This is a genomic window from Virgibacillus sp. 7505, from assembly GCF_002272135.1.
Classification (GTDB): Bacteria; Bacillota; Bacilli; order Bacillales; family Amphibacillaceae; genus Terribacillus.
Map to the genome: position 1 here is coordinate 1 of NZ_NPBF01000350.1, position 229 is coordinate 229.

Below are 229 nucleotides of genomic sequence, written 5' to 3' on the forward strand. Positions count from 1 at the left end.
AGCTAGTTTTGTCCAAATCAGCCCCAACCGATAGGGCGCTGCAAATTGCCGAGGAATTGGACATTACAACTGTCGGTTTTATCCGCAATCGCTCGATGAACGTCTATACGGTGCCAGAACGAATCGAGCTAAAAAGCTAGAGCAAAGCGCTTCTAGCTTTTTTTAATGGGAAACTCCGCCAGTACTGTAGATCGTTAAGAAAGAAAGCAGCCATAAGGCATGTCGCTGC

The 229-nt window shown here is 46.7% G+C and carries 1 protein-coding gene; it reads left to right on the forward strand.

Annotation, left to right across the window (positions count from 1 at the left end; all coding sequences use genetic code 11):
• The coding region (locus CHH91_RS19285) for a formate dehydrogenase accessory sulfurtransferase FdhD (RefSeq protein ID WP_176465888.1) at window positions 1-140 on the forward strand (140 nt) is incomplete at its 5' end.
• Window positions 141-229 lie beyond the last annotated feature (89 nt).